The sequence below is a fragment of the Paenarthrobacter sp. TE4293 genome, from assembly GCF_050435325.1.
GTDB classification, from domain to species: domain Bacteria; phylum Actinomycetota; class Actinomycetes; order Actinomycetales; family Micrococcaceae; genus Arthrobacter; species Arthrobacter nitroguajacolicus_C.
In genome coordinates, this window is the sequence record NZ_JBNJRY010000006.1 from 59,817 (window position 1) to 84,802 (window position 24,986).

Below are 24,986 nucleotides of genomic sequence, written 5' to 3' on the forward strand. Positions count from 1 at the left end.
GGTCCGCTTCAGGCTGATGGCCCGCGACAGGCAGCAGGCTGTTTGCTCGATCCTATAGACGCAGCGTGGGAGCGATCACAACATGACGTAGTCCTACCAAGCGCACGTCGCGGGCGGGAGTCCTCGCCGGCCCGTTGGTGCTACCCGGCTTGGGCCAGTGCCAGCGGCAGGACCGCGCCCACTCCTGCCTGGCGCAGGGCCCTGGCGGAGACTGTCATGGTCCAGCGGCTGTCAATGAGGTCATCGACCAACAGCACGGGTTGGCTGCCAATACCGGCCAAGGCCTGGGCAAGATCGGGACCCACCACGAGTCTGTCCCAAACACCTGCCAACCGGTAAGCGCTGTTGCCGCCACGTGCCCCGGTTGGCCCGCCGTGCTGGGCCTGCAACTGTCCGAGGTAGGGCATCCGTCCTATGCCCGCTATGCCCTGCGCCAAGGATTCGACCAGTTGCGGCTTGGTACGCGACGGGATGCTGACAACCGCAGCCGGACGGCCGGCTCCGCTCCACGGCGTCCCGCCCTCCGCGCCTGACCACTCACGCAGTACTTGGACGCAGGCCTGCAGCATTGCGGGGTCCACGGCCCGGTCAGGAGCCCCGGCGGCGAACAGTTCACGCAGGGCCCCGCCCCAGCCGAGGTCGGTGAGCCTGGCCAGGATGCGCCCTTCGGAAACGCTTTCGTCCGGCTTGATCTTTCCCTTGACCGCCACTCCGAGCCGGTCCATTCCACTGGGCCATTGAAGCCGCGGTTCCACGGCGATGCCGGCACGACGCAAGGTTTGTCCTGCGGCATCGGCTGCCGAGGCCGCCACGTCTACGGGGAACCAGCGGCCGGCGCAGTTGTCGCAGCGGCCGCACGCGGCAGCAGTTTCGTCATCCAGCACCGAGGTGATGTATTCCATGCGGCAGCCGGCGGTGTCCTGGTAGATCACCATGGAATCCTGCTCGTCCACCCGTGCCTCGGCGATGCGTGCGTAGCGCTCGGCGTCATAGTTCCAGGGCACTCCGGTGGAGCGCCAACCGCCGCCGACGCGTTCCACGGCTCCGTCGACCGCCAGCACCTTGAGGAGGAGTTCCAGGGGCGTGCGCCGGAGGTCCACCCTGGCTTCCAGTGCCACCGTGGACAGGGCTGAGCCTGCGTCCCCGAGGACGGCCAGCACGGCCTCGGCCTTCTCGGCAGACGGCATGGACGCCGTGGCGAAGTACTGCCAGATTTCACGGTCCTCTGAACCGGGAAGCAACAGGACATCGGCGTTGGCGGCTCCACGGCCTGCACGGCCAACCTGTTGGTAGTAGGCCACGGGTGACGACGGCGCTCCCAGGTGGATGACGAAGCCCAGGTCCGGTTTGTCGAAGCCCATGCCCAGGGCGGATGTGGCCACCAGGGCCTTCACCTGGTTCTCCTTGAGGAGTTGTTCGGCGCGCTCCCTGTCGGCAGGATCGGTGCGTCCTGTGTAGGAGAGGACGTTATGCCCGGCCTCCGCGAGGAGCCTGGCGGTGTCTTCGGCTGCGGAGACAGTGAGCGTGTAGATGATGCCGCTCCCGGGCATGTCGGCAAGGTGCGTCAGCAACCAGCCCAACCGGTCCCGGGAATCGGGCAAGGTCAGGACGCCGAGCCGCAGGGATTCACGGCCAAGGGCGCCACGGATGGTCAACACTCCATCGCCGAGTTGTTCCTCGATGTCGTGGACAACCCTGGAATTGGCGGTGGCCGTGGTGGCCAGGACGGGAACGGACGCCGGCAGTTGGGCGATGAGGTCGGCGATGCGGCGGTAGTCGGGCCGGAAGTCGTGTCCCCAGTCCGAAATGCAGTGGGCCTCATCAATGACCAGGAGTCCGGTGCGGCGGATGAGCTCCGGCAGTTGGTTCTCCCTGAAGGAGGGGTTGGTCAGCCGCTCAGGAGAAACCAGCAGGACATCCACCTCGTCGGCGGCCAACTGGGCCAGAACCGTGTCCCATTCCAGCGCGTTGGCGGAGTTGATGGCCACCGCGCGCACTCCCGCCCTGGCGGCTGCGGCCACTTGGTCACGCATGAGCGCGAGCAAGGGCGAGACAATCAGCGTCGGGCCCGCTCCCCGCCGTCGCAGAAGCAGCGAAGCGACAAAATAGACAGCCGATTTTCCCCAACCAGTGCGTTGGACCACCAACGCCCGGCGACCGCCATCAACCAACGCCTCGATGGCTTCAAATTGGCCGTCGTGGAACCGGGCTTCGGGGTGCCCTACCAACTCCCGCAGGCACGCCAATGCCTGTTGCTCGGTGGATGATTGCACGGAAACGGCAGCGTTCTGGGAGTTGTTGGCCATCACCCCAGTATTCCAGCCGACCCTGACAGCCAGAACCTGGAATCCCTGCTATGTGGACAACGATTATCCACAACTCAGGTGCCCGCATTCCTGCCCAATTGCGTTGCCACAGTAGGATTGAGCGCGTGACTAGCGAGCAGAACAAGACATTCGACCTCTCGGCATCCTTCAAGGCGTATGACGTCCGCGGGATCGTGGGTGAGTCCATCACGGCTGAAATCGTCGAGGCCGTGGGTGCCGCCTTCATCGACGTCCTGGGCCTTGAGGGTGAAACCGTCTTGGTCGGTGGGGACATGCGTCCCTCCTCGCCTGAGTTCAGCCAGGCCTTCGCCAACGGCGCAGCCACCCGTGGAGCGAACGTCCAGCTGCTGGACCTGATCTCCACCGATGAGCTCTACTACGCGTGCGGGGCCTTGAATGCCGCTGGTGCCACGTTCACCGCGAGCCACAACCCGGCCGAGTACAACGGCATCAAAATGGCCAAAGCCGGCGCGCAGCCCATCTCCTCGGAGTCCGGGCTGAAGGAAATCCAGGCACTCGCCGAGCAGTATCTGAACGACGGCACCATCCCCGCAGCGGCCAGCCGCGGCGAGATCGGCGTGCACGACGTCCTGAAGGACTACTCCGAATACCTCCGCCGGTTGGTGGACCTTTCCGGGTCCCGCCCGCTGAAGATCGTCGTCGACGCCGGCAACGGCATGGCCGGGCTGACAACACCGGCAGTGCTCGGCGACAAATTGCTCCCGGCACTGCCGTTCGAGATCATCCCGCTCTACTTTGAACTGGACGGCTCCTTCCCGAACCACCCGGCCAACCCGCTGGAACCGGAAAACCTGCGCGACCTGCAAGCCGCTGTCATCAAGCACGGTGCGGACATCGGCCTGGCGTTCGACGGCGACGCTGACCGCTGCTTCGTGATCGACGAAAAGGGCGAGCCCGTCTCCCCGTCCGCGATCACCGGCATGGTGGCCCGCCGCGAAATCGCCCGTGCCCAGGCCGCGGGAGAAGAAACCCCCGTGATCATCCACAACCTCCTCACCTCCAAGGCCGTGCCCGAGCTCGTCGCCAAGGACGGCGGGCGTGCCGTACGGACCCGCGTGGGACACTCCTTCATCAAAGCCGTCATGGCCAAAGAAGGCGCCGTGTTCGGTGGCGAGCACTCCGCACACTTCTACTTCCGGGATTTCTGGAACGCCGACACCGGCATGCTCGCCGCAATGCACGTCCTGGCCGCCCTCGGCGAGCAGGACGGTCCGCTGTCCGAGCTCGGCCGCCAGTACGAGCCCTACGTCTCCTCGGGCGAGATCAACTCCGAAATCGAGGACAAAGCCGGCGCCGTGGAACGCGTCCGCGTCGACTTTGAAACCGAAGACATCGACATTGACCACATGGACGGCAGCACCTTCACGGCCAGGGACGGCAGCTGGTGGTTCAACCTGCGCCCGTCGAATACCGAACCCTTCCTCCGCCTGAACGCAGAAGCCAAGGACCAGGCCACCATGGAAAAGATCCGCGACCGCGTCCTCGCACTGGTCCGGGCATAGGTTCCAGCATGAACCACGAGACTGCCACCGACGGCGTTCCAGCGGAGACGGACCAGGACCGCGAACTTCGTGAAACCCTGGGCACCGCTTTGGGAACTGCCCAGGAGCACATCCAGCAGAACGGCGGATTCTTTCCGTTTGGCGTCACCTTGTCGAACGATGGCGAACTGCGGATAGTAATGATCGCCCCCGGGGAGCCGGACGAGGACGGGAACGTCGATGCCGGGCAGATGCTGACCGACGTCCATGAGCTGCTGCGGCAGGGTCGCGACGAATTCCGGGCCATCGCGGTGGTCAGTGACGTCAGCCTGCCGGACCACGGTTCCGACGGCATCCACGGAGCGGCGGAGCACCGGAACGGCGATGTCCTGGCAGCAATCATTCCGTACTCCCCCACAGCGGAAGGCTTCGCCTTCAGCGCGATGGAGCCCGATACACATGAGCCATCCATCTGGGTGGACTAGACCCTGACCGCGAGCTGGACCCGACCCGTGAGCTGATCCCATGAAAATTAACGCGTTCGCAGATGTCAGCCTCCGCGCCATCATGGTGTTGGCCGCGGCTCCCGACGGTACGCTCCTGACCACCCAAGCGGTGGCCGACGCAGTGGGGACGCCGTACAACCACGTCAGCAAGGCGATGGTCCGACTGCGCGCGCTGGGTTACATCGACGTCGAACGGGGACGTCTGGGCGGATCGCGGCTCAATGAGGTGGGCCGGAGAGCCACCGTCGGCGAAGTCCTGCGGCATCTGGACAGCCGACAGGATCCAGCAGAGTGCCAATCGCCCACCAAGAATTGCCCGCTCATCACCGAGTGCGGGCTGCGCCATGCGATGAACCGCGCCCGGGAGGCCTTCTACCGCGAGCTCGATACCGTGGTCATCGCCTCACTCCCCCACGCCCGCCAAATGAACCCGGTGTTCCAATCCATCGGCCTGCGGCCGGAGTTCAGGGTTCCTGCCATCCAGCAGTAAGGCTCCAACGGAAACAACCTTCCCAGCCTGCCTCCTGGTGTGCACAACTCTTCTGGTTCACGGCAGAACGACGGCGGCCCGTCACCTTTCGTGCGAAAGGTGACGGGCCGTCGTCGTTCACTTAAGAACGCCGTTGTTCCTAAGAGGTCTAGCCCAGACGGGTTTTGAGACCATCCAGTTCCGACTGCAGTGCCGCCGGGAGGGACTCGCCGAAGTTCGCGAACCATTCCTCGATGGACGCCAGCTCGGTTGCCCACTCGTCAGGATCAACGCGGACCGCTGACTCCACCTCGGCCGGAGTCATGTCCAGGCCCTCGAGGTCGATGGATTCGCCGGTCGGCACGAAACCGATCGGAGTTTCCACGGCGTCGGCCTTGCCTTCGAGGCGCTCGATGGCCCACTTGAGCACACGGGCGTTGTCTCCGAAGCCGGGCCAGGCGAAGCCGCCTTCAGCCGTACGACGGAACCAGTTGACCAGGAAGATCTTGGGCAGACGCTCCGGGTTGGCCTTGGCGGACAGGTTCACCCAGTGGTTCAGGTAGTCGCCTGCGTCGTAGCCAATGAACGGCAGCATGGCCATGGGGTCGCGGCGGACAACGCCTACGGCACCGGCGGCAGCAGCCGTGGTTTCCGAGGACAGCGTGGAACCCATGAAAATGCCGTTGGACCAGTCGCGGGCCTCGGTGACCAGCGGGATGGTGGTCTTGCGGCGGCCACCGAACAGGATCGCGGACAGTTCCACGCCCTCCGGGCTGAAGTATTCCTCGGCAAGCATGTCAATCTGGTCGATCGGCGTGCAGAACCGGGAGTTCGGGTGCGCTGCCGGGGCATCGGAGTCCGGAGTCCAGGACTCACCGCGCCAGTCAGTCAGGTGTGCCGGGGTCTCCTCCGTCATGCCTTCCCACCACACGCCACCATCGTCGGTCAAGGCCACGTTGGTGAAGATGCTGTTGCCCTTGGCGATAGCGCGCATGGCGTTGGGGTTGGTGCCCCAACCAGTGCCGGGCGCAACGCCGAACAGGCCGGCTTCGGGGTTGACGGCGCGGAGTTCGCCTTCCTTGCCGAAGCGCATCCAGGTGATGTCGTCGCCGAGGGTCTCAACTTTCCAGCCTTTGATGGTGGGGTCGAGCAACGCGAGGTTGGTCTTGCCGCACGCGGACGGGAAGGCAGCAGAGATGTAGTAGGTCTTCTGCTCCGGGGAGGTCAGCTTGAGGATCAGCATGTGCTCGGCCAGCCAACCCTCGTCGCGGGCCATCACCGAGGCGATGCGCAGCGCGTAGCACTTCTTACCCAGGAGGGCGTTTCCGCCGTAGCCGGAGCCGAACGACCAGATGGACCGCTCTTCGGGGAAGTGCACAATCCACTTGTCCGGGTTGCAGGGCCAGGCAACGTCAGCCTGGCCGGTTTCGAGGGGAGCGCCCAGTGAGTGCAGGGCGGGAACAAAGAATGCGTCGGTCTGCGTGATGCGGTCCAGGACGTCGGTACCGATGCGGGCCATGATGCGCATGGAGGCAACCACGTAGGCGGAGTCGGTGATCTCGACGCCAAACTTGGGGTCCTCGGCATCCAGGTGGCCCATGACGAACGGAATGACGTACATGGTGCGGCCGCGCATGGAGCCGGCGAACAGTCCGCGCAGCTTCTGCTTCATCTCGGCCGGGGCCATCCAGTTGTTGGTGAAGCCTGCGTCGCGCTCGTTCTCGGAGCAGATGAAGGTCTGTTCTTCCACACGGGCAACGTCGGCGGGGTCCGAGAACGCCGCGAAGGAGTTCGGGAATGTTTCCGGGTTGAGTCGCTTCAGCGTGCCGGCTTCGACGAGTTCGTCGGTGAGCTTCTTGTTTTCTGCTTCGCTGCCATCGACCCAGTGGATGCGGTCCGGCTGGGTCAGCTCGGCAACTTCCTCAACCCAGGCCAGCAGGCGTGCATGCGTAGTAGGTGCCTTCTCAAGCAGCGGCAGTCGCGCCAGATCGCCCATTGCGGTTCCCTTCCTCGGGTTCAGTGGTGTGTCCTAAACGATAGGGGCCGCGGACCAGACCAATCCGCTGTCAGACATCGGACATCCACTGGAACGAAAAGTGAAAACCGCTAGAAATCAAGGGTTGGCATCTCGAAAGGCCGAATTTAAGTGACTAAGGTCACGTAGACCGGTCTAGTTGCGCAGATTACAGGTTTTCGATTTGGAACTTCTCATGAACTTCTGTAAAGTTTATTGAGGTTCGAGGGGGTCAGAGAAACAGACCGCCGGGAATCACACGAAATGCGCCCATAGCTCAGCTGGATAGAGCGTCTGTCTACGGAACAGAAGGTCAGGGGTTCGAATCCCTTTGGGCGCACAGATGAAGACCCGCACCGGTTCGCCGGTGCGGGTCTTTTTGTTGTGCCCGGGTGCACCTTAGTGAGCGCTCATTGTGGCGCGTGCTGTCACCTGGTCAGGTGAGGGGCCCCGGGAAACGAAAGGGCCGCCGTCGTACTTTTACAAGAAGTACGACGGCGGCCCGTCACGTCGAGCGCGGAGGTTCAGTCCCCCACGGCCTCGCTGATGCGGCGGCGGATGCCATCGAAGTGCCGGTTCAGCAATTCGGAGGCAAGGACTTTGTCCCCTGCCGCGACTGCCGCGTAGATTCCGCGGTGCATGGCTGCAGTTTTGACCAAATCCTCGTTGCCGGGGCCGATCTCCACGTGGATCTTCCGGTACACCTTCCAGAAGACGCCCATGAGGTTGATCAGGAGCTCGTTGTTCAAGGGCTCGAAGAGCCGGCGGTGGAACTCCGCATCGGCAGCCACGAAGTTTTCGCCCGCTGCGGCAAGCTCTTCCATCTGCTTGACTGCTTCCTCGATGGACGCAAGTTGCTCCTTGGTCATGACGTCGATGGAAGAGCCGATCAGTCCGGATTCCAGCGCCTGGCGCACATCCACCAATTGCAGGGCCTCCAGGCCTTGGTGCCGCAGGGAGAGCCGGCCCCGGAACGTGAGGCCGTCGGCCAGGGCGTCAAAGTTGCTCGGTGCGACGAACATCCCGAAGCCATGGCGGATCTCGATGACGCCCAGCGCCTGGAGCACCTTGAGTGACTCGCGCAGAGTGTTGCGTCCGACCCCAAGGGCGCCGGAAAGCTCGCTTTCCGTTGGCAAGGGATCGCCGGCCTCGAGCTCGCGCTCAAGGATCAATTCCATAATGTCCGACTGCAGTGCACGCAGCCGGGCCTGTGCACTGAACCGCGCCTGCGGAACCACACCGGAAGTTGTCATGGCTTTCTCCTTGCCGATGCACCTCCTCCGGAGCCGGCGAAGGCCAGCCTGGGAAAGAGGTGCAGTGTTAATATTGAGGCGAGCTTAGTGCCCACCAAAGAATGAGTGACTCGCAACATACAATATCGGATGTCCCACCTCCGTAATAGCTATGTGCAGGGATTTCTCCGAGATCTCCCCCACGGACCGGCCGCAGCCGGCGATCCACGAAGACCGCGCCACAGCCTGCGCCGCTGATTCTCACTTGACGTTCCGTTGTGACCGCCCTTACAGTTTCCATACGAGCATCGGACGTCCTACATCCGATAACCCACGAAACGCGAATGGTGAGGCACCCTATGAGCAAGACGATCCACAGCCTGCCGCTGGTCAACGATGCCAGCCGCCGGAACTTCCTGAAGCTAAGCGGCGCAGTTGGTGCAGCAGCCGCCTTCACGGCAACACTCTCCGCGTGCGGCGGCGCTGCCAGCACTACCACGGGTACCGGCACCAACACTGCGGCCGTCAACAAGGACCTCACCATCGAGGCGGGCATCTCCTACGCCCTGTCCACCGGCTTCGATCCCCTGAGCTCGTCCGGAGCCACCCCGATGGCCGCCAACCTGCACATCTTCGAAGGTCTGATCGAACTGCACCCGGCCACCCGCGAGCCCTACAACGCACTCGCAGCGGCGGACCCGAAGAAGGTCAACGACACCACCTACCAGGTGACCATCCGCGACGGCGCGAAGTTCCACGACGGTTCCCCTGTGACCGCCGAAGACGTTGCTTTCTCCTTCACCCGCGTCATGGACCCTGCCAACAAGTCCCTGTTCTCCCAGTTCATCCCCTTCATCCAGGACGTCAAGCCGCTGGATGCGAAGACCGTGGAATTCACCCTGAAGTACGCCTTCCCAGGCTTCGGTCCCCGCATCTCCGTCGTCAAGGTCGTCCCCAAGGCACTGGCTTCAGACCTGAAGGCCTTCGATGCCAAGCCGGTCGGCTCCGGACCGTACAAGCTGATCTCCGCAGTCAAGGACGACAAGATCGTCTTCGAAGCCTTCGCCGACTACAACGGCCCCAAGCCCGCACTCGCCAAGGGCATGACCTGGCTGCTCCTCTCCGATGCGGCAGCCCGTGTCACGGCTGTCCAGTCAGGCCGGGTCCAGGCCATCGAAGACGTCCCGTACCTGGACGTCGACGGCCTGAAGTCCAAGGTCAAGGTTGAATCCGTGCAGTCGTTCGGCCTTCTGTTCCTCATGTTCAACTGCGCCAAGGCACCGTTCGACAACAAGCTGGTCCGCCAGGCCCTTCACTACGGCCTGGACAAGGAAGCCATCATCAAGAAGGCACTGTTCGGCAACGCGAAGGCGGCCACCTCCTACTTCCAGGAAGGCCACCCGGACTACGTCAAGGCCAAGAACGTTTACGGCTTCGATACGTCAAAGGCCGAAGAGCTCCTGAAGCAGGCCGGCGTCACCAGCCTCGAGTTCGAGCTCCTCACCACGGACACCGCCTGGGTCAAGGACGTGGCACCACTGATCCTCGAATCCTGGAACAAAATCCCGGGCGTCAAGGTCACCGTCAAGAGCCTCCAGTCCGGCGCTTTGTACAGTGACCGCGTTGGCAAGGGTGACTACTCCGTCGTTGCAGCACCGGGCGATCCCTCGGTCTTCGGCAACGACGCAGACCTCCTCCTGAGCTGGTTCTACTCCGGTGCAACCTGGATGGACAAGCGCGCCTTCTGGACCACCCCAGAGCGCGCCAAGCTGCAGGAGCTCATGAACAAGGGCTCACAGGCCTCCGGTGACGACGCCAAGAAGATCGTCGGCGAAATCGTGGACATGGTCTCTGACGAGGTTCCCCTGTATCCGGTCTTCCACCGCCAGCTGCCCAGCGCTTGGGACGAGAAGAAGCTCAACGGCTTCCAGCCCTTGCCCACCACCGGCCTGTCCTTCGTCGGCGTCGGACGAACTGCTTAAGCACCCCCCCGTTGCGAGGCCCCCTCTGCAGGCTGATTCCCCAAAATAGCGCGCAGAGCGGGCCCCACAACCAGCAGCACCCAACCAACCGGAGAACACATTGGTCACGATATTGCGTCTGCTTGGCCGCAGGCTTGCAGCATTGCCATTAATGATCCTGGGCATTACGTTGCTCGTCTTCCTCGTCCTGCAGGCCGCTCCCGGCGACCAGGCCAGTTCGGCCCTCGGCGACGGCGCCAGCGAAGAAGCGAAGCAGCAGTACCGCCAGGACAATGGCCTGAACGACCCCCTGGTCCTGCAGTACTTCCGATTCCTCGGCAAGCTCCTGCAGTTCGACCTCGGCGTCACCACCCCGCCGGCAAAGTCGGTGGCATCAATGATCGGCTCGGCGTTCCCGCTGACGCTGCAGCTCACTTTCCTCGGCGTCCTCATCGCGATCGTGCTTTCCCTCGCGTTCGGCATCCTCGGCGCCCTCTACCGCGACAAGTGGCAGGACCAGTTGGTCCGCGTCTTCTCGATCGCCGCGATCGCCACGCCGTCGTTCTGGCTCGGCATCCTGCTCATCCAGTGGTTCGCGCTGGGCGAGAACCCGATGTTCCCCTCGGGCGGAATTGCGACGCCGGAATCCGGCTTCGGCGGTTGGCTCAACTCGATGGCCCTGCCGGCCTTGGCGCTCGGCATCCCCGTCTCAGCATCGCTGATCCGCGTGGTCCGTACGTCGATGGTTGAAGAACTCGACCGCGACTACGTCCGCACCGCCATCGGCAACGGTGTCCCCTACCGCGAGGTCGTCTCCAAAAATGTCCTCCGCAACGCGCTCGTCACCCCGGTGACCGTGCTGGGACTCCGCGTCGGCTACCTGCTGGGTGGCGCCGTCGTGATTGAAATGATCTTCGCGCTGCCCGGCATGGGCCAGCTGATCCTCAACGGCATCACCAACCTGGACGTCAACCTGGTCCAGGGCGTGGTGCTCACCATCTCTGTCACCTTCGTTCTGGTCAACATCGTGGTGGACCTTCTCTACCTGCTCATCAACCCCCGAATCAGGACGGTATAGCTCATGCGCAGCAAGCTCGCAGAACGGCTCAGTGCACCGGGCATTCGTTTCAAGGCCCTGCCCTGGGGCTCGCGTATCGCCCTGCTTTTCCTCATCGTGATTGTGCTGGCAGCCATTTTCGCGCCGGTCATCGCCCCGCACGATCCGCTGGAGACCTTCATCCCGGCCACCCCGCCCGGCGCTGAACACTTCTTCGGCACCGACCGCCTGGGCCGGGATATCTTCTCCCGCCTCCTCTTCGGCGCACAATCCTCCCTGATGATCGGCCTCGGCGCGGTGGCACTGGCCATCCTGGCCGGCGCGCTCCTCGGGTCGTTCGCCGCGACCTCCAGCAAGTCCGTGAATGAGATCATCATGCGGCTCATGGACATCCTCATGGCCTTCCCGGGCATCGCACTGGCCGCCGTGCTGTTGGCGGCGTTCGGCAACTCGGTTCCGACCATCATCATCGCGATCGCCATCATCTACACCCCGCAACTGGCCCGGGTGGTCCGTGCCAACGTGTTGGCACAGTACGGCGAAGACTACGTCCGTGCTGAACGCGTGATCGGTGCCGGCCGGTTCTACATCCTGGTCAAGCACATTGTCCGCAATACTGCCGCTCCCGTGCTGGTGTTCGCCACGGTCATGGTGGCCGACGCCATCATCCTTGAAGCCTCGCTGTCCTTCCTCGGCGCAGGTGTCCAGGACCCGGCACCGTCGTGGGGCAACGTGATTTCCTACGGCCGCAACCTGGTGTTGTCCGGCGGCTGGTGGGCCACCACCTTCGCCGGTGTCACCATCCTGCTGACCGTGCTGTCCCTGAATATCCTGGCCGAGGGCCTCACCGACGCCATGGTGAACCCGAAGCTGCGCCGGGCGCCGGTGGTGAAGGACGACGACGGTGCTTCAGCCCTCGTTGCTGTTGATGCTGAGGTCGGCACTTCCGTGGCCCAGCCCTCCGTGGTTGAGGAACACGAGCTCGACGGCGTCCGTGCGGCGTCCGGTGATGCCGTCACGTCGGATGTGGGCACCTCAGCCGTCCTCACCGACGTGAGGCTGGCCGCCGCCAACCCCCACCTCCTCCTGGACCGCGAACTGGAGCTCCTGGCAGACATCGAAGCGAAGCGCACCGACCGCCTCCCCCAGGTACCGGCAGGCGCACGCAACGTCCTTGAAGTGAAGAACCTGTCCATCCGGTTCCCCGGGCGCTTCGGCGACATCGCGATCGTGGACAACGTGTCCTTCACCGTCCGCGAAGGCGAAACGATGGGCCTGGTGGGCGAGTCCGGTTGCGGCAAGTCCATCACTTCGCTGGCTGTCATGGGGCTGCTGCCCAAAACCGCCCAAGTCAGCGGCTCCATCAAGTTCGACGGCAAGGAACTCCTGGACCCTGCCACCCGGCACAGCAACCCGAAGGCCTATGAAGGCCTGCGGGGCGAACACATCGCCATGGTCTACCAGGACGCGCTCAGCTCGCTGAACCCGTCCATGAAGATCAAGGACCAGCTGGTGCAGCTCACCAAGCGCGGCGGCCGCAAGACCCCCACCGAGCTGTTGGAAATGGTGAAACTGGATCCCGTCCGGACACTGGCGAGCTACCCGCACGAGCTCTCCGGCGGCCAGCGCCAACGCGTGCTGATCGCCATGGCGTTGTCGCGTTCACCGAAGATCGTTGTAGCCGACGAGCCCACCACCGCCCTTGACGTCACTGTCCAGAAACAGGTGGTGGACCTCCTCAACGAGCTCCGCGAACAGCTCGGCTTCGCGATGGTGTTCGTCAGCCACGACCTCGCCTTGGTTGCTTCCCTGGCGCACCGCATCACGGTGATGTACGCCGGCCAGGTAGTGGAGTCCGCACAGGCCTCGGAGCTCATGCGGAACCCCAAACACGAGTACACCCGTGGCCTGCTCGGCGCAGTTCTTTCCATCGAAGCCGACGCCGTCCGCCTGCACCAGATCCCCGGCACGGTCCCGTCACCCCGCGACTTCGCCACGGGCGACCGCTTCGCAGCCCGCTCACTGCGGCCAGACGCCGATCCCCACCAAAAACTGGTCCTCACCGCGGTTTCTTCGGTTGACTCCGTCAACGGCCACGATGCCGACCACTACTGGGCTAGCCACCTGAAGGAGGACGCGAAATGAGTGAATCCACCGGGAAACCGGTCATCGAACTCCAAGACGTCAAGGTCTACCACCATGCACGGACCGGCGGCCTGTTCCGTCCGAACATCGTCAAAGCCGTGGACGGCGTGGACTTCACCATCAGCCGCGGCGAAACCGTAGGCATCGTCGGTGAGTCCGGCTGCGGCAAGTCCACGCTTGCTTCAGTGCTCGTGGGACTCCAGCCGCCGACGTCGGGCAAGGTTTTGTTCCACGGCAAGCCCGCCATCAAGCGGAACGCTGCCATGCGCAAGGAATTCGGCCGTTCCGTCTCAGTGGTCTTCCAGGACCCCGCGACGGCGCTGAACCCGCGCATGACCATCCAGGACATCCTCACCGATCCCCTGCAGATCCACGGCATCGGAAACGCGGCCGGCCGCGCGGCCAAGGTCAGGGAACTGTTGGCGCTGGTTGGCTTGCCGCAATCGGCAGCCGAGGTGACGCCGTCGCAGGTTTCCGGCGGACAGCGCCAGCGTGTAGCGATCGCCCGCGCGCTGGCTCTCGACCCGGACATCATCGTGGCGGACGAGCCGACGTCGGCCCTGGACGTTTCGGTCCGGGCGCAGGTCCTGAACCTGCTCTCGGACCTGAAGACCCAACTGAACCTCGGCATGGTGTTCATTTCGCACGACATCCAGACCGTCAGGTACGTCTCGGACCGCATCTGCGTCATGTACTTCGGCAAGATCGTCGAACAAGGCACAGCCAGCCAGGTCTTCGACAACCCGAGCAACGACTACACCAAGAAGCTGCTGGGCGCCGCCCCGAGCCTGCTCCACATCTAGTTTTTCCCTTCACAAGCTACAAACAACGGAGAATTCTGTGTCCACTCAGTTCCAGGGCGTCATCCCCCCGGTCATCACTCCCCGCCACGCCGACGGCAGCATCGACACCGCGTCGCTGAAGAACGTCACCAAGCACCTGATCGACGGCGGTGTGTCCGGCCTTTTCGTCCTGGGCTCCTCCGGCGAAGTCCCCTACCTGACCAACGACGAGCGTGAACTGGTGGTCTCCACCATCGCCGACGCCAACGCCGGGGCGGTTCCGCTGATCGTGGGCGCCAACGAGCAGACCACAAACCGCGTCATCGAGGAAGCCCGCAAGGTGATCGATCTTGGTGCCGACGCGATCGTGGTCACGTCCATGTACTACGCCATCGGCAATGCAGCGGAGACAGAAACACACTTCCGCAGCGTCCACGCCGCCATCGAGAAGCCCATTTTCGCCTACGACGTCCCGGTCCGCACGCACTTCAAGCTGCCCGCGGACCTGCTGGTCCGCCTCGGCCGCGACGGCGTCATTGCCGGCGTCAAGGACTCCTCCGGGGACGACGTCTCCTTCCGTCAACTGCTCCTCGCAGCCAGGGACATTCCCAACTTCGACATCTTCACCGGTCACGAAGTTGTGGTGGACGGTGCCCTCCTGGGCGGTGCGCAGGGCGTTGTTCCGGGCCTCGGCAACGTTGATCCGGCCGGCTACCGTCGCCTGTTCGACGCCGCCCAGGCCGGCGACTGGGCTCTCGCGGCAAGGGAGCAGGACCGGCTCGCCGATGTCTTCGAGATCGTCTACACCCCCAACGGCCGTGTGTCCGGCGGGGCCGCCGGTCTTGGCGCTTTCAAGACCGCGCTGCAGGTAATGGGCGTTATCGAGTCCAACACCATGAGCTCGCCGATGCTGTCCCTGAATGATTCCGAGACCGCGCTGATCCGGGAAATCCTGGAGCGGAACGGGCTGGTCTAGCTTTTCCATGACCGCTTCCATAACCCACGTGATCGGCGTTGACCTCGGCGGCACCAAAACCGCCGCCGGGGTTGTTTCCCCTTCTGGCGAAGTCTTGATGTCGGAGACCATTCCGACGTTGAACCGGGACGGTGGCGAAGCGATCCTCGATGCCACCGCAGCGCTGATCGCGGGCTTGGTGGAGCACGCTGCCGACGCCGGAATGTCAGTTTCCGGCGTCGGCGTCGGCTCCGCTGGGGTGATTGATGCTGTTGCCGGGTCGGTGGTTTCTGCGACGGACGCGATTCGTGGCTGGGCCGGGACCGCGCTTGTTGCCGGGCTTGCGGCGCGGCTTTCGCTCCCTGCTTCGGCCGTCCGTGCAGTCAACGACGTCCACGCCCACGCCCTCGGTGAGGCGTGGCTGGGTGCGGCGGCGGGCTCATCGACGTCGCTCATGGTCGCCTTCGGGACGGGCGTTGGCGGAAGTTTTGTAGTGAACGGCACCCCGGTTTTGGGGCACCGTTTTGTGGGTGGCCATGTGGGGCACATTGCGTCGCCTTTCGCCTGCTCTGACGGTGTTCCGCTGCCGTGTGTGTGCGGTGCATCCGGGCATGTTGAGGCCATCGCTTCCGGCCCTGCGATCCATGAAGCCTTCCTGCGGTGTGGCGGTTCTGCCGTGGACGCCGTGGACACGCGGGCCGTGTTTGCGCTGGCCTCCGCTGCTGAAGCGCTCGACGGCGGTGCGGGTGCCACCTCCGCGGACCGCCGCGCCTCCGCCGTAGCTGCCGCAGCCCGGCACGCCGTCAGCGTCGGTGCGGCCGCCGCAGGACAAGCCGTAGGCGGACTCATCAACATCCTTGACCCCGAAACCGTGGTGGTCTCCGGTGGCTTGGCCGACGCCGGCGAGCTCTGGTGGGCACCCATGGAAGCCGCTCTTCGCCAGGAACTGCTGGCCCCCTTGGTTTCCGTGCCCGTCGTCAGGGCCGCCCTTGGCAACACAGCCGCCATTGTTGGCGCCGCGAAACTCGTCCTTAAGTAAGGGATACATCATGATCCTCACCCCCGAAGGCCTCGAAGCCCTCCGCTCCCAACTGATCGTTTCCTGCCAGGCCTACCCCGGCGAGCCCATGCGTGATCCCCGGACCACCGGCCAAGTGGCGGCCTCGGCCGTCATCGGTGGCGCTGCGGCGATCCGCGTCCAAGGGTTGGCCGACGTGCAGTTCACGCGTGCCGCCGTCGAAGTTCCTGTCATTGGCCTCTGGAAAGACGGCCACGACGGCGTCTTCATCACCCCAACCCTTCGGCACGCCTTGGCCGTTGCGAATGCGGGTGCGCATGTGGTGGCCATCGATGGAACGCGGCGGGCCCGTCCGGATGGGCTAACCCTCGCCGAAACGGTGGCTGGTCTCCACGCAGAATCCCACGCACTGGTCATGGCCGATTGCGGTTCCTTCGACGACGCCGTGGCAGCAGTCGAAGCCGGCGCGGACGTGATCGGTACGACACTGGCCGGCTACACCGGCGAGCGCCCGAAGACCGACGGCCCGGACCTGGAACTGCTGGAACAGATCGCCTCGGCCGGGCTGGGCAAGCCGCTCATCGCTGAGGGTCGTATCCACACCCCTGCCCAGGCGCGCCAAGCACTCGATGCGGGCGCATTTGCGGTTGTTGTGGGCACTGCCATCACCCATCCGGCCAGCATCACGGGCTGGTTCAAGGGCGCAATGCAGGCGTAACCGAAGCGTTGCGAGGCCTGCTCTGCGCCTTAAAACCCCCACGACCCCTGCAGAGCGGGCCGCGCAACGCCATGTCAGGCTAAATCGTGGTTGCCACCGGCCTGTCGTTCGCACGAGCGTACTGGGACCATCCGCCCACGAACAGCCGGCCGGAGCCCATTCCCAGTTGCTCCATCACGAGAAGGTTGTGGCAGGCCGTCACTCCGGATCCGCAATAGGAAACGGTGTTCCCTGCGGATGTGACGCCGGCACGTTCGAAGTTCGCGCGAACCTGTTGCTCGGGCAACAGCTGTCCCGAAGAGTCGATGTTTTCGCGGCATGGGACGTTCACGGCCCCGGGTATGTGTCCAGGGCGAGGGTCCACGGGGTCTTGGAGCCCGTCGTAGCGGTCGCGGTTCCGCGCGTCGATGACCGGGTACGTGCCGCCAGATGCCTCGGAGATGTCCGCCAGCACGTGCGCGGGCCAGGCGTGAACCGGGAAGTCCCCCGTCCGTGGTGCAGGGGTGTTGGTGGTGGGTTCGCCAGGATAGGCGGCCAGGCCTCCGTTGAGGATCGAGGCCTTGTGCCCCGTGGATCGGAGCATCCAGACGAGCCTGGCGGCGATGACTCCTCCGGCATCGTCGTAGGCCACCACGGTGTCCGACTCATCGATACCCGCTTGGCGCATGCCCTCGGCGAATACCTCGGGCTCGGGCAGCGGATTTCTCCCGGCCCCGGGGGATGCCGGCCCTGACAACCATTGGTCCAGGTCGACGAAGACTGCATCTGGAAGATGGCCCCGATCGTATGCGTCCCTCCCGGAGGATCCATCGAGATACCAGCGGCAGTCTGCAAGAACGAATTTCCCGGGGTTGTCCGCGCACCAACTCCAGTCGACAAAAGGTTTCATCTCTTCTCCCATGCACGCAGCCTAGCCAGAAGTCCCATATATTGAGATACGGACATCACTATATGGACATTGCTTGGCGTTGCGAGGCCCGCTTTGCGCCAAAAAACCCACTCCAACCCTGCAGAGCAAGCCTCACAACGCGCAGGGAGCAGTTGTAGGCTTTCCCCATGACTGCCGAGAGCTCCCGCGAGTACGACGTAATAGTGATCGGCGCAGGCGCCGTTGGGGAAAATGTGGCGGACCGGGTGGTCCGGGGCGGCCTGTCGGCGGTGATCGTCGAGAGCGAATTGGTGGGCGGTGAGTGCTCCTACTGGGCCTGCATCCCGTCCAAGGCGCTCCTCCGTCCGGGCAATGTCCTGCACGCGGCCCAAGTGGTCCCGGGAGCATCCGAGGCTGTGACGGGAGTGGTCGATGCCCAGGCCGCGTTGAAGCACCGGGACTGGTTCACCAACAACTGGCAGGACGGCAGCCAAGTGGAATGGCTGGACAGCGCTGGCATCGAGCTGGTGCGTGGGCGTGGCCGCATTACTGGTCCGCGCGAGGTCCACGTGGACGGCATCGATGGCAACAGCTACGCCTTGAAAGCACACCATGCCGTGGTGGTCGCAACCGGCTCGACACCGACCATCCCGGACATCGAGGGCTTGAAGGACGTCCCCTTCTGGACCACCCGCGGGGCCACAGCGGCGAAGGAAGTTCCGAAGCGCTTTACGGTGCTCGGCGGTGGCGTGGCGGGCGTGGAGATGGCGCAGGCATTCGCCAGGCTCGGCTCCGACGTTACGCTGATTGCCCGCGGCCGGCTGCTCAGCAGCTACCCGGAAGAGGCCGCCAACCTGGTCCTGGCCGGGCTCCGGGCCGATGGGGTCGCCGTCCATGCCCACACGGACGTCCAGAACGTCGGGAAGAACGACGACGGCTCGGTAACCGTCACGTTCGACGGCAAAACAGTCACCGCCGACAAACTCCTGGTAGCTTCCGGCAGGCACCCCGCCCTGGCCAACCTGGGCCTGGAAAATGTCGGGGTTGAGGCGCAGAACGGCAGATCCCTTCGGCTCACTACCGATGCCAGCGGCCTCGTGGAAGGCCCGGCGAGCGATGGCACCAGCGGACTCTGGCTCTATGCCGCCGGGGATGCCGCAGGCAAGGTGCTCCTGACCCACCAGGGCAAGTACGAGGCCCGCGCTACCGGCGATGCGATCGTGGCCCGGGCCAACGGCGGGCTCCAGGGCACACCCGCCCCGTGGAGCCCGTGGGCCCACACGGCCAACGAACACGCCGTCCCGAGCGTGGTGTTCACCGATCCTGAAGTCGCCTCCGTAGGGCCAAGCCTGGAGCAGGCCTTGTTGCAGGGAAAGAACGTCACCGGCGTGGAACTCCCCATCAACGTGTCCGGCTCCCAACTGCACTCCCCCGATTACAAAGGGTGGGCCCAAATCGTGGTGGACGAGGATCGACACGTGATCCTCGGCGCTACATTCGTGGGTCCAGGCGTGGCCGAACTGCTCCATTCCGCCACCATCGCCATCGTGGGCGAAGTGAAGCTCGAGCGGTTGTGGCATGCAGTTCCGTCCTATCCGACCATCAGCGAAGTATGGCTGCGACTTCTGGAGAAGTACGGACTCTAAATCTCTATTTGAACTGACCAGTCAGTTTAGTTAGACTTTCAGCAGACACCATTTCTGCGAAAGGCTCCATTGTGCTGTCCGTACAGCAACTTCAGATCAACGGCCGCCGGGACGATCTCCTTCCGGCCACGTCACTCCAAGTCGGCCGCGGCGAACTCCTGCTCGTTGCCGGTGAGGGCCAGGACCAGCGGACCGCTTTGGCGTTGGCCCTGAGTGGCCGCATGAAGCCCAGCAACGGAGTCCTCAGCTGGGACACCACCACCAAGACCAAGAAGATCCGGCTCGCCAGCGCCCTGGTGGACTCCCCCGGAGTCAACGAGCCCGAGCAACACCTCAGCGTTCGCGACCTGGTCACCGAGGACCTTTCCCTCATTCCCCGCCGTTACCGTGGTGCTTTGCTGAGCAAGCCGTGGCTTAAGGTCAACAGCTTCGAGGACATCGCAGGCCTCTGGATCGAACAGCTTCCCGCAGGCCGCAGGCTGGAACTCCTCACTGCCCTGGCCTTGGCAGACCCGGCCACGGACCTCCTCGTGGTCGATTCCCCGGACCGCCACAGCGCGGATCCCGAAACCTGGCTGCCACGGCTTCAGGCGTTGGCGTCCGACGCCGGGCGGCCGCTTGCCGTCGTCGCCGTCGTGGGTGCCCTCCCGGACAACTGGACCGGTGCCGCGGCCGTGATCGGCAACTCCGTCACGAACCCGCCTGAACCGGAGGCGGAAGCCACCCCCTCAGTACCCCAACCCGCGCGGCCCAAGCCGGCCGCCGCCGTCGAGCCCAAGGCAAAGCACGCAGCCGAACCGGTGCCGGAAGAAACCACAACGCTCGAAGCACCCGAAACTCCGGCAGCACCAAAAGCAGCTGCCGATCCTGAATCCGAAAACCTTCAAAGGACTGCAAAGTGACTGTTCTGCGGCTCGCCCGCTCCGAACTCAAGCGCATGACCGGCGGGCTCCTGCCCAAGCTGACCATCCTCGCCCTGACCATGGTTCCGTTGCTGTACGGCGCCGTGTACCTCTACGCGAACTGGGATCCGTACGGCAACCTGAACCAGATCGACGCCGCACTGGTCGTCGAGGATACGGGCGCTACATCATCGGACGGCACCGAGCTACAGGCCGGCAGGAAAGTGGCGGACAGCCTGGTGGAAGGACATGTCTTCAACTGGAAGCAGGTCTCCAGCGCCGAAGATGCAGACGCCGGGGTGCGCACCGGGGAATACGCCTTTGCGCTGCGCATCCCCAAGGATTTTTCCGCCAACCTCGTCTCCCCCGGCAGCTTCGACGCCGCCAACCAGGCCATGCTGCATGTCACCACCAACGATGCCAACAACTATCTCCTGAGCACCATCGTGGACAAGCTCACCACGGCGGTCCACTCCACGGTCGCCAAAGAAGTCGGCGAGGAAACGGCCAACCAGCTCCTCACCGGCTTCGGTACCATCCACGCCTCCATCGTGAAGGCGGCCGACGGAGCCTCGGAACTTGCCACGGGCGTGGGAAAGCTGAGCGACGGAGCCGCCACCCTCCACGACGGCACCACCCAGTTGGTCACCGGCGCCGACCAACTCGTTGCGGGGCAAACGAAACTTCGCGACGGCGCCGTGCAGCTCAACAACGGGGCCAGCCAGCTGAGCTCAGGGCTCACAGAACTGAAGAACAAGACCTCCACGCTCCCGGGCGACTCCAAGAAACTCGCCGACGGCGCCGCCCAGGTAGCCGCCGGAAACGCCGAGTTGAACGCGAAAGTCCAGGACGTCGTCGGGCAGCTTGAAGCGGCGGACAAGGGCCTCCGGAACCGCGTGGTCGAATCCAACGCGCGGCTGGTCACAGCCGGTGTGCTGACACAGGAGCAGGCGAACAAGGTCCTGGCGGACTTCGACGCCGCCGCGGCATCGAGCCCGGTGACTGATGCCAAGGCGAAGATCTCCGGAGACGCCGCCAAGATCCAGCAGCTCTCGGACGGCTCGGCCGCCGTGAGCGCCGGAGCTTCCAAGCTTGCCGCCGCAACACCAACGCTCACCGACGCGATCTCAAAAGCCGCGGCAGGTGCGGGCCAGCTCAACAGCGGCTCGGCAACACTGGCCGCCGGCCAGCAGACCGCTTTGGACGGTGCCGCCAAGCTCGACGACGGCGCCCGCCAACTGGACGACGGCGCAGGACAGCTTGCCAGCGGCGCAGTGACCGCAGCCGATGGTTCACACACCCTGGCCACCGAGCTCGCCAAGGGCGCGGGAGACATCCCCAACCCGAACGATGAGCAGAAGAGCAGCGTGTCCAAGGTCATCGCTGATCCGGTCGCCGTGGACAATGTCTCGCAGGCCAAGGCAGGTTCTTACGGCGCCGGCCTGGCACCCTTCTTCCTGACGCTGGCCCTGTGGATCGGCGTGTTCATGCTGGTCCAGGCCATGCGGCCCATCACCCAGCGCGCCCTCGCCTCGAACGCCCCCGCCTGGAAAATCGCCGTCGGAGGCTGGCTGCCTTTCTTCGTTGTCTCGGTGCTGCAGGCCACCATGCTGACCCTGGTGGTGGACCTCGGACTGGGCCTGAACCCCGCGCACCCCGTAGGGATGTGGCTGTTCATGCTGGCAGCGGTCATGGCCTTCAGCGCGATCATCCAAGGGATCGTGGCGCTCATGGGGACACCTGGCAAGTTCGTGGTGCTGATCCTGTTGGTCCTGCAGCTTGTATCCTCGGGCGGTACCTTCCCGTGGCAGACCACCCCAATGCCGCTGCATGTGGTGCACGAGGTCCTGCCCATGGGCTACGTCGTCACCGGCATGCGGCACTTGATCTACGGAGGTGAGCTCAGCATGATCTGGCCCACCGTCCTTGGCCTGCTTGGATACACTTTGTTGGGAATGGCGCTGTCCACGCTCGCCGTCCGCAAGCACAAGGTGTGGACCCTCAAGACGCTGAAGCCGGAGATCGCAGTATGAGCACCACCGGGCCCGACGGCAGCGGCACCGCAGAGAAGAAGCTCCGCCCTGGCCGCACCAACGCCACCAAGCAGCGCCTGTTCGAGGCCTCCATGGAGTTGATCGGCGAGCGCGGCGCCGCCGGGGTCACGGTGGACGAGATCGCGGCAGCGGCCGGGGTGTCGAAGGGGACTGTCTATTACAACTTCGGCAGCAAGTCGGACCTGATCGCCCAACTGCTGCGGCACGGTGTGGACATCATGCTGCTCCGTCTCCAGGACGTTCGCGGTCAGGCCAGCGACCCCTTGGAATCCATGAACAACATGGTGGGCCAGGCCATGGAATTTATGGACGACTACCCGTCCTTCGCCCGCCTGTGGGTCAGCGAAAACTGGCGCACGCCCGGCGAGTGGAGCGCCGTTTTTGCCGAGCTCCGCGCCGAGCTGCTGGCCGTGATCGGTTCGGCCGTGGAGAGCGTCGCCTCGGGATACAAAGTGAACGAGTCCATTGCCCGGGGATCCCTGGAAGCCGCGATCTTCGGCGCTATCTTCGTCGTGGGCCTGGACCGTCAGACCTACAATCCGGAGCGCACGCGCGAGCAAAGCGTCGCGGCTGTGATGACCATCATGCACGGTTACGTCATCAAGTAGCCCGCACCCCGCAACGGTATCCAACTGCAATGTACGACGGCGTGGCGTGGCCACTTGGTCGGCGATGATTAACCTCATGCGTCACATGGGGAACAGTGGAAAGCTTGCGGTAGTGGCCGCCTTTGTGTCGCTCGGGCTCTTGGTACTGGCGGCCGTGGTCTTGGAAGAGCTGGTGCTGTACCTGTTCCTGGGCGCTGTGCTGGTCTGCTATCTGGCCTCCTTGGTGCAGGTCTTCAACCGGCGCCGTTACCTCGTGGTTCTGCTTGCCGCAGCCGGGACCAGCCTGTTCATTGGCTGCAGCATTGCGTTTCTGCGGATGTGGGGCATCGCCTTCAACCAGGACGCCAACGCACTGGGTACTGCCGTGGGCACCAAGGACTCCGACATCTACTTCTATCTGGCTGCTGTGGCCGGGGTCGGGACGCTGGGCGTGCTGTTCCTGGGGGCAGTGATACCGTCGTTCGGATCGCGGGCCGCTGTCCCTGCCAAGAGGCCTGCGACGGCGGCAAAGCGCACCCCGCCGTCGCGCAAACCTGCCCCTCGCCCAGGGACATCGGCCAAGCGACCGGTTCAATCGGCGCCGCGTACTTCCGGCGCAACGAAGCCCCCTGCCGTGAGGCGCCCCGCACCCCGTACGCCGACGACGCCCGCCAAGCGACCGGCGTCGAGCGCGTCCGCCCAACGCAAGCCGGCCCCCAAGCGCTGACACCCCCGCGTTGCGAGGCCCGCTCTCCACGCATCCCCAGGCCCAAAACGCGCACAACAGGCCTCACAACGGGGGGGTCAGGAGTCGAAACCCAGCCCGACGGCGTCGAGCGCCTTGAGAATGAGGTTCCTTTTGCCTTGGTTGTGGTCGGCCCTGTCCATGGACCAGCGGGTCAGGTTGATGCCCAAGGACGCCAGCGGCTCAGGAGGGAAGGGAAGGGGTCGTTTCCGGACCATCTCCACCCGGGTTCGCTCGGTGTCCAGGCCGGCCAGCAGGTCCAGGAGGACGTCCGCCGCAAACGCCGTGGCCCCCACGCCCAGCCCTGTGAAACCAGCCGCGTACGCAACGCGCCCCTTCCGTGCTGTACCGAAGAACGCGCAGAACTGCGTGCTTGAGTCGATGGGACCGGCCCACTTGTGCGTGAACTTCAGTCCCTCCAACTGCGGGAACGTCGTGAAGAAGTGGGAGGCAATCCTCTCCCAGGTCTCCGGCTGGTATTCGTGCCGCTGGTCCACGCGCCGGCCCCAGAAGTAGAGCGCGTCGTACCCGCCAAAGAGAATCCTGTGGTCCTTGGTGATGCGGTAGTAGTGGAACTGGTTGGCCACATCGCCGATTCCCTGGCGTTTGGTCCACCCAATGGCTGCCAACTGATCGGCGGAAAGGGGCTCAGTCATGAGGGCATAGTCGTACACCGGGACAGTCATGAGCTGGTTCCGCTTGAGCAGGGATGGAAACACGTTGGTGCCAAGAACCACGTACCCGGCTTCCACGTTTCCCCGTTCGGTGACCACCGTGACGCCGTGCTCATGGTCCTTAAGTTCACGCACACGCGTTCCTTCGTGGATCACCACGCCCAACTCCGTTGCCACCCGCGCCAGTTCAAGGCCGAGTTTGTACGGGTGGACCATCGCCACGGAGTCCTTGTGCCAACGTCCCGCCAGGTAAGTAGGGGAATTGACCTCCGCCCGGATGGCCTCCTGGTCCAGGAAGACACTGCCGGGGCTGTCGTCCTCCTGGAGCCACGCCACCTGATGGGGTTCGACGGCAACGTTGAGCTCACCGGTCCGCTCCCAGTCGCAGTCCATGCCGTATTTCTCCACGGCTTCCTGCATGCGGTCCAGGTTTTCCATGCCCAGCCGGTCCAAAATCTCCAAGTCGCCGGGCCAGCGGTTCTTGCCGTTCTCATGACCGTGGGTGAGGCTTGCCTCGCAGAAGCCGCCATTACGGCCGGACGCCGCCCAAGCCACGTGTTCTGCTTCCAGCAGGATCACCGTCCGGCCAGGGTCACGTTCCTTGGCGCGAAGTGCTGTCCACAGGCCGGTGTATCCGCCACCGACAATGACGAGGTCGGCGGCAGCATCACCGTCGAGCTGCGGGTAGTGCGTTGCTGAGTCCTTCAAGTCGTCGATCCAGAACGGCCGGTGGGCGGCACCATCAAGCGCATGGGATACGACGGCGGTCTGCGGGACATTCCGTTCGAAAACGGTGGTCTTCACGGGAGGTTCTCCTGTTTCAC

20 protein-coding genes and 1 tRNA gene are annotated in these 24,986 nt (G+C 64.4%); 16 read left to right on the forward strand and 5 right to left on the reverse strand.

Annotated elements, in window-relative coordinates; translation table 11 throughout:
• Positions 1-140: 140 nt before the first annotated feature.
• Positions 141-2,306, reverse strand: coding sequence for a RecQ family ATP-dependent DNA helicase (locus tag QF015_RS13365; RefSeq protein ID WP_429389570.1), 2,166 nt, complete (start codon positions 2,304-2,306; stop codon positions 141-143).
• Between the two features lie 125 nt (positions 2,307-2,431).
• Between QF015_RS13365 and QF015_RS13370 the strand changes: the two genes are divergently transcribed.
• The 3 genes from QF015_RS13370 to QF015_RS13380 are packed head-to-tail and all read left to right on the forward strand — an operon-like array spanning position 2,432 to position 4,825.
• Positions 2,432-3,850, forward strand: a complete 1,419-nt coding sequence (locus QF015_RS13370; protein WP_310202581.1) for a phosphomannomutase/phosphoglucomutase — start codon at positions 2,432-2,434, stop codon at positions 3,848-3,850.
• A gap of 8 nt (positions 3,851-3,858) precedes the next feature.
• Positions 3,859-4,314 carry a hypothetical protein gene (locus QF015_RS13375; protein ID WP_429389572.1) on the forward strand — a complete coding sequence of 152 codons (456 nt, stop codon included), beginning with the start codon at positions 3,859-3,861 and terminating at the stop codon, positions 4,312-4,314.
• A gap of 40 nt (positions 4,315-4,354) precedes the next feature.
• Positions 4,355-4,825, forward strand: a complete 471-nt coding sequence (locus tag QF015_RS13380) for an RrF2 family transcriptional regulator (protein ID WP_310202584.1) — start codon at positions 4,355-4,357, stop codon at positions 4,823-4,825.
• A gap of 148 nt (positions 4,826-4,973) precedes the next feature.
• Here QF015_RS13380 and QF015_RS13385 read toward each other — a convergent pair whose 3' ends face one another.
• Positions 4,974-6,800: a phosphoenolpyruvate carboxykinase (GTP) gene (locus QF015_RS13385; protein WP_429389575.1), complete on the reverse strand. Its 1,827-nt coding sequence runs from the start codon at positions 6,798-6,800 to the stop codon at positions 4,974-4,976.
• A gap of 284 nt (positions 6,801-7,084) precedes the next feature.
• Between QF015_RS13385 and QF015_RS13390 the strand changes: the two genes are divergently transcribed.
• Positions 7,085-7,158, forward strand: a tRNA-Arg gene (locus QF015_RS13390).
• Between the two features lie 184 nt (positions 7,159-7,342).
• Here QF015_RS13390 and QF015_RS13395 read toward each other — a convergent pair.
• Positions 7,343-8,071: a FadR/GntR family transcriptional regulator gene (locus QF015_RS13395; protein ID WP_261611470.1), complete on the reverse strand. Its 729-nt coding sequence runs from the start codon at positions 8,069-8,071 to the stop codon at positions 7,343-7,345.
• Positions 8,072-8,409: 338 nt separating this feature from the next.
• Here QF015_RS13395 and QF015_RS13400 point away from each other — a divergent pair, with 338 nt between their 5' ends.
• The 7 genes from QF015_RS13400 (at position 8,410) to QF015_RS13430 (ending at position 16,686) form a co-directional block, all read left to right on the forward strand.
• Positions 8,410-10,032 carry an ABC transporter substrate-binding protein gene (locus QF015_RS13400; RefSeq protein ID WP_397336536.1) on the forward strand — a complete coding sequence of 541 codons (1,623 nt, stop codon included), beginning with the start codon at positions 8,410-8,412 and terminating at the stop codon, positions 10,030-10,032.
• A gap of 100 nt (positions 10,033-10,132) precedes the next feature.
• On the forward strand, positions 10,133-11,089 hold the full coding sequence (locus tag QF015_RS13405; protein WP_024819607.1) for an ABC transporter permease: 957 nt from the start codon (positions 10,133-10,135) through the stop codon (positions 11,087-11,089).
• A 3-nt stretch (positions 11,090-11,092) separates the two neighbouring features.
• Complete coding sequence (locus QF015_RS13410) at positions 11,093-13,213, forward strand: dipeptide/oligopeptide/nickel ABC transporter permease/ATP-binding protein (protein ID WP_429389578.1); 2,121 nt, start codon at positions 11,093-11,095, stop codon at positions 13,211-13,213.
• Positions 13,210-14,016 (forward strand): ATP-binding cassette domain-containing protein, encoded by an 807-nt coding sequence (locus QF015_RS13415; RefSeq protein WP_310202592.1) that lies wholly within the window; start codon positions 13,210-13,212, stop codon positions 14,014-14,016. The genes QF015_RS13410 and QF015_RS13415 overlap by 4 nt, the downstream gene beginning before the upstream one ends.
• A 37-nt stretch (positions 14,017-14,053) precedes the next feature.
• A complete protein-coding gene (locus QF015_RS13420) occupies positions 14,054-14,971 on the forward strand; it encodes a dihydrodipicolinate synthase family protein (RefSeq protein WP_429389581.1) in 918 nt (305 codons plus the stop codon).
• A 19-nt stretch (positions 14,972-14,990) separates the two neighbouring features.
• A complete protein-coding gene (locus QF015_RS13425; RefSeq protein WP_310204009.1) occupies positions 14,991-15,989 on the forward strand; it encodes an ROK family protein in 999 nt (332 codons plus the stop codon).
• Positions 15,990-15,999: 10 nt separating this feature from the next.
• Entirely contained in the window at positions 16,000-16,686 is a 687-nt protein-coding gene (locus QF015_RS13430) for an N-acetylmannosamine-6-phosphate 2-epimerase (protein WP_429389583.1), read from the forward strand.
• Between the two features lie 79 nt (positions 16,687-16,765).
• Here QF015_RS13430 and QF015_RS13435 read toward each other — a convergent pair whose 3' ends face one another.
• Positions 16,766-17,587, reverse strand: a complete 822-nt coding sequence (locus QF015_RS13435) for a sulfurtransferase (RefSeq protein WP_429389585.1) — start codon at positions 17,585-17,587, stop codon at positions 16,766-16,768.
• Between the two features lie 155 nt (positions 17,588-17,742).
• Between QF015_RS13435 and QF015_RS13440 the strand changes: the two genes are divergently transcribed.
• The 5 genes from QF015_RS13440 (at position 17,743) to QF015_RS13460 (ending at position 23,470) form a co-directional block, all read left to right on the forward strand.
• Positions 17,743-19,200: a dihydrolipoyl dehydrogenase family protein gene (locus tag QF015_RS13440; RefSeq protein ID WP_429389586.1), complete on the forward strand. Its 1,458-nt coding sequence runs from the start codon at positions 17,743-17,745 to the stop codon at positions 19,198-19,200.
• 71 nt (positions 19,201-19,271) lie between these two features.
• A complete protein-coding gene (locus tag QF015_RS13445) occupies positions 19,272-20,102 on the forward strand; it encodes an ABC transporter ATP-binding protein (RefSeq protein WP_429389588.1) in 831 nt (276 codons plus the stop codon).
• On the forward strand, positions 20,099-22,135 hold the full coding sequence (locus QF015_RS13450; RefSeq protein ID WP_429389590.1) for a YhgE/Pip family protein: 2,037 nt from the start codon (positions 20,099-20,101) through the stop codon (positions 22,133-22,135). Before QF015_RS13445 ends, QF015_RS13450 begins: the two co-directional genes overlap by 4 nt.
• On the forward strand, positions 22,132-22,764 hold the full coding sequence (locus QF015_RS13455) for a TetR/AcrR family transcriptional regulator (protein WP_310202607.1): 633 nt from the start codon (positions 22,132-22,134) through the stop codon (positions 22,762-22,764). Before QF015_RS13450 ends, QF015_RS13455 begins: the two co-directional genes overlap by 4 nt.
• Positions 22,765-22,849: 85 nt before the next feature.
• Positions 22,850-23,470, forward strand: a complete 621-nt coding sequence (locus QF015_RS13460; RefSeq protein WP_429389592.1) for a hypothetical protein — start codon at positions 22,850-22,852, stop codon at positions 23,468-23,470.
• A 77-nt stretch (positions 23,471-23,547) separates the two neighbouring features.
• Here the strand turns inward: QF015_RS13460 and QF015_RS13465 are convergent, their stop codons facing one another.
• Entirely contained in the window at positions 23,548-24,966 is a 1,419-nt protein-coding gene (locus QF015_RS13465; RefSeq protein WP_429389593.1) for an NAD(P)/FAD-dependent oxidoreductase, read from the reverse strand.
• Positions 24,967-24,986: the final 20 nt, after the last annotated feature.

Coding starts and splice junctions, on each gene's coding strand:
- QF015_RS13365 (WP_429389570.1), bottom strand. CDS start 2,306: ATGGCCAACAACTCCCAGAACGCTGCCGTTTCCGTGCAATCATCCACC.
- QF015_RS13375 (WP_429389572.1), top strand. CDS start 3,859: ATGAACCACGAGACTGCCACCGACGGCGTTCCAGCGGAGACGGACCAG.
- QF015_RS13380 (WP_310202584.1), top strand. CDS start 4,355: ATGAAAATTAACGCGTTCGCAGATGTCAGCCTCCGCGCCATCATGGTG.
- QF015_RS13385 (WP_429389575.1), bottom strand. CDS start 6,800: ATGGGCGATCTGGCGCGACTGCCGCTGCTTGAGAAGGCACCTACTACG.
- QF015_RS13395 (WP_261611470.1), bottom strand. CDS start 8,071: ATGACAACTTCCGGTGTGGTTCCGCAGGCGCGGTTCAGTGCACAGGCC.
- QF015_RS13400 (WP_397336536.1), top strand. CDS start 8,410: ATGAGCAAGACGATCCACAGCCTGCCGCTGGTCAACGATGCCAGCCGC.
- QF015_RS13410 (WP_429389578.1), top strand. CDS start 11,093: ATGCGCAGCAAGCTCGCAGAACGGCTCAGTGCACCGGGCATTCGTTTC.
- QF015_RS13415 (WP_310202592.1), top strand. CDS start 13,210: ATGAGTGAATCCACCGGGAAACCGGTCATCGAACTCCAAGACGTCAAG.
- QF015_RS13430 (WP_429389583.1), top strand. CDS start 16,000: ATGATCCTCACCCCCGAAGGCCTCGAAGCCCTCCGCTCCCAACTGATC.
- QF015_RS13435 (WP_429389585.1), bottom strand. CDS start 17,587: ATGGGAGAAGAGATGAAACCTTTTGTCGACTGGAGTTGGTGCGCGGAC.
- QF015_RS13440 (WP_429389586.1), top strand. CDS start 17,743: ATGACTGCCGAGAGCTCCCGCGAGTACGACGTAATAGTGATCGGCGCA.
- QF015_RS13455 (WP_310202607.1), top strand. CDS start 22,132: ATGAGCACCACCGGGCCCGACGGCAGCGGCACCGCAGAGAAGAAGCTC.
- QF015_RS13460 (WP_429389592.1), top strand. CDS start 22,850: ATGGGGAACAGTGGAAAGCTTGCGGTAGTGGCCGCCTTTGTGTCGCTC.